Origin of the sequence: Serratia sp. (in: enterobacteria), from assembly GCF_051654945.1 — a bacterium.
Lineage (GTDB): Bacteria > Pseudomonadota > Gammaproteobacteria > Enterobacterales > Enterobacteriaceae > Chania.
On sequence record NZ_JBOFZA010000069.1, the window covers coordinates 1 to 4,306 of the forward strand.

General features: G+C 49.9%; 1 protein-coding gene. It reads right to left on the reverse strand.

The window, feature by feature from the left end:
- Positions 1-4,306, reverse strand: a 4,306-nt coding sequence (locus ACRDCA_RS10450) for a condensation domain-containing protein (RefSeq protein ID WP_438689447.1), incomplete at both ends; no start/stop codon positions are given.

Consider the following 4,306-nt stretch of genomic DNA (forward strand, 5'->3'; position numbering starts at 1 on the left):
TGCAAAGCGTCCCCGAGTGCCTGGCATCCTGCTGCGTCAGCCAGCACAAGGACCGGTGCCGTATCGGCAAGAATGAAAGCCAGTCGCTCCCCTGAGTTCTCTGGGTCGAGCGGCACATAGGCTCCGCCTGCTTTCAAGACCGCCATCAGGCCAACAATCATCGCAGGGGAGCGTTCAACACAGATCGCTACATGTTGGTCAGGTCTGACGCCTAAAGCAATCAGTCGGTGCGCCAGTCGATTGGCCCTGGCGTTGAGTTCGCCATAGCTCAGTGTCTCTCCCTCAAAGACCAGTGCTGCGGCTTCAGGATTGCGTGCAACCTGAGCCTCGAATAGATGATGAATACACAGATGAGTTGGACAGGGTTTATCCATCGAGTTCCGCGTCTTAAGCAACAATGTGCGCTCGGACGCATCAAGCAGGTCTATTCTGGCTACAGTCTGGCTGGCATCCTTGGTCATCTCGGCAAGAACGGTCTTTAGATAGCCCACATGGCGCTCAACTGTGCCTGGATCAAATAACGCAGTCGCATAGGCAATAGCACCAACGATCCGATCGCCAACCTCGGCTAGGTTCAGTTCCAGATCGAATCTGGCGACTTCATAAGTAGAACCAACCGGACTGACTTCAATACCAGGTAAGGCCCATTGGCCTGCATCATGGCTTTGCCAGGCAAACACCACCTGAAACAGTGGCGTATGGCTCAACCGCCTTGGCGGTTGCGTTATATCCACCACCTGCTCGAACGGCAGATCCTGGTGGTCCTGGGCCTTGAGTACACACTCGCGTACTCGAATAATGAGGTCAACAACGCTCGGGCTGTCGCTGAGATCAATCCGCAGCGCCAGTGTGTTGACGAAGAAGCCGATCAGTGGCTCAATGTCACAATGTCCACGGTTTGCACTGGGTGTTCCGATGACAATATCTTCCTGCCCCGACAGACGTGATAGCACTACGGCCCAGGCCGACAACAGTGTCATGAATAGCGTCACCCCCTGTTGCTGGCTAAAACACTTGAGGGCTGTTGTCAGCTCGGCACTGAGCTCTATCGGCATGGAGGCACCTACGAGGGACTGCTGCTCAGGTCGCCGCCGGTCTGTTGGCAAGTCGAGTTGTGTTGGAACATCAGCCAATGCTTGCCTCCAGTAAGCCGCCTGTTTATTCCTGATATCTCCCGACAATCTTTGCCGTTGCCAGGCGGCATAGTCTGGATATTGGATCGCCAGCAGTGACAATGGATTGGCCTGATGGTTGCTAAAAGCCGTATACAGCGTACTTAACTCTGACAAGAGAATACCGAGCGACCAACCATCCGAGACGATGTGATGCTGTGTGAGTATCAATACATGCTCATCAACAGATGAAGGAGAAGGCTCCTGGGCACTCACCCGGACCAGGCAAGCCCGAATCAGCGGACCAGTAGTTAGTTCGAAGGGCTTACGAGCCTCCTCGGCACACAGCTTGACAAGCTTAGTCTGCGCATCAGACAACCTATTCGAACCATCGAATAAATCAATCTTACTCAACGGCAAGCCTTTGCTAGAGGGTAGTAGATGCACCCTAGGTTCACCCTCTATTTTGACAAAGATCGAGCGCAATGCTTCATGGCGCTCCCACAGCGTATCAAGGGACTGTTGCAAAGCAAATACATTCAGTTGACCTCTCAATCGAAAAGTCAAGGGGATGTGATAGGCTTCGCTGATTCCATTATCAAGTTGTGCCAAGAACCACAATCGCTGCTGGGCAAACGACAGAGGTAAAGGCTCATCACGAGGTATAATATTTATCGCTGCTTGCGCCATGGAGTCAAGGTTGCGCTGACCATCGATCGCCAAAGATAGCGCCTTAAGTGTTGGAGATTCGAATAAAGTTACAAGTTGCAATTCTGCCCCTAAAGGCGCAAGGCGGCTGATTAGCCTAGCGGCCATAAGCGAATGACCACCAAGAGCAAAAAAGTTGTCATCACGCCCGATCCGTTCAACTCCAAGAAGTACCGACCAAAGCTCAGCCACTAAAATCTCGATCTCGCCCAGAGGCGCCTCATAGTCAGCATGGGCAAAAGCGGCATCTTGTGGCACAGGCAGAGCCATCCGATCAAGCTTGCCATTGCCCGTTAGAGGCAAATTTTCCATCCACACAAAGGCAGATGGCACCATGTAAGCGGGTAATTGACTAGATAGTTTTGCTTTCAACTCCAACATTAATTGGCGAGAATCATCTTGACCCGCAGGTACATTGGTTAACCGGGATATATCTTCAACATTATTAGGAGAGCGATAAGTGTCTGTCAGGGCATTCCCAGCCTGGTGTAAAAACAGAATATCGAGTTCGCCATGTTCTCCATCACCTGACCATGTTGTGATTACCTGATAGCCAAATTTAGCCCCAATGACATGAAAATCTTCAGGATGAAGGGGCAATCGCTCAGGAGGGTACACTTCGAGTATTGCTGCTAGCGGCTTACCCTGTTGAAGTTTTTCCAGAGCTGCAGTTTCATTAGCCAAACATCCATTGGGTACATTGCAAAGACGCAAACATTCACTGTTATGCTCTGCTAAATATTTCATTAAACTATTAAGGTCATTGACTTCATTATTCCAGTATAATCTAGGTAAATTACTTAGGGAGAATACTGGGATCGGTCCTTTCCTCAATAAAACATCGTAACGGTGGCAATTCAATTCATTTAAGCCCCTCCCCCGCTTAAGTCGGATATCAATCCCAGTTATGTCATTTAACATCAACTGCAATTCGACAAAGAAGGAAGGGTCAAATAGCAACTCCTTTTCTACTTTCAGACGACGTTCAATTCCCCAGCGTAGCGTATTAATGTCTGACACATCGTTGATGTTAGCGAGTTGAATCGCAGTAGCAAAGCTACGTAGTAATCGCAGATTGCGGATATCACCCAGAAAGATAGCTCCTCCTGGGGCTAGTAAACTCAAGGAGTGCCGCATCACTTCGATAAAATAATCAGTACTTGGAAAGTATTGTACTACCGAATTTAAGACGATAATGTCAAAAAAACTGGTTGGTAAGTCGTCAATTTGATGGGCTGGTTGGCAGAACAACTTAACATGATCTTGATCTGCAAATTCTGGACGTTTAGCAATCTGTTCTTGGAGCCCATCGATAACCTCACACGATAAATCTGTACCCCAATAAGTTTGACAATGTGGGGCAATTTTAGACAGTAGCAGGCCACTACCAACTCCGATTTCAAGTACGTGCTTAGGCTTAAGGTCAAGAATGCGGGTTACTGTTTCAGTACGCCATTCTTGCATTTGATCCAATGGAATTTGCTGACCATCATAACTACTTATCCAGCCGTGGAAATCCTCACCAAAGGGTGTATCTTTCGGCCTGCTATATGCTTGGTTGTAGATTGCTTGCCACTCCCCCACTTGATTGTGTTCCCACTCCAGATCTCTATTTTGTTGAGGCTCATGAGCCACTACATAAGCAACCAACCGCTTGTTAACATCTGATCCTTGCATCACTACCACCGCCTCGCGGATGGAGGGGTGTTCGACTAATCTGGCCGCAATTTCACCCGGCTCAATTCGAAAACCTCGGATCTTGACCTGGTCGTCATTGCGACCAAGAAACACTAAGCTTCCGTTCGGAAGATAACGGGCCAGATCCCCTGATCTGTACATCCGTGCGTCAGTCTCACCCGCAAAGGGATCATGCAAGAAACGCTCTGCCGTCAGTTCGGGACGGTTCAGATATCCACGCGCAACACCGGCCCCCCCTACGTACATCTCACCCTCAGTACCCATTGGAACAGGCTGGCCATGCGCATCCAGAAGATAAAGATTCAAATCCGACAGAGGTTGGCCGATCACACTGTCGCCTTGCTGTGCATCCGATGAGGTCAGCGGGTAACAGGTGACATGGACCGTGGTTTCCGTGATCCCGTACATGTTCACCAGTTGTGGGAAAGATTCATCATGCACTCCATACCAGTCGCGCAGGCTCGATGGCTGCAGCGCTTCACCGCCAAAGATGATATAGCGCAGTTGGTTAGAGAGCGGTTTTACATGCCCCATCAAGGCGGCAAAGGCGCTCGGGGTCTGGTTCAAGACAGTGACACCCTGCTCACAAATCAACCGGTAAAATGCCTGTGGAGAACGAGTAATGGCATGGGGAACCAACACCAGCGTACCACCATAACGCAGGGCTCCCCACAACTCCCAAACCGAGAAGTCGAAGGCGAAAGAGTGGAACAGGCACCAAACGTCATTGGCCTCAAAACCAAAGGTGGCGTGTGTCGTGTCGAATAGACGCATCACCTGAGCATGTT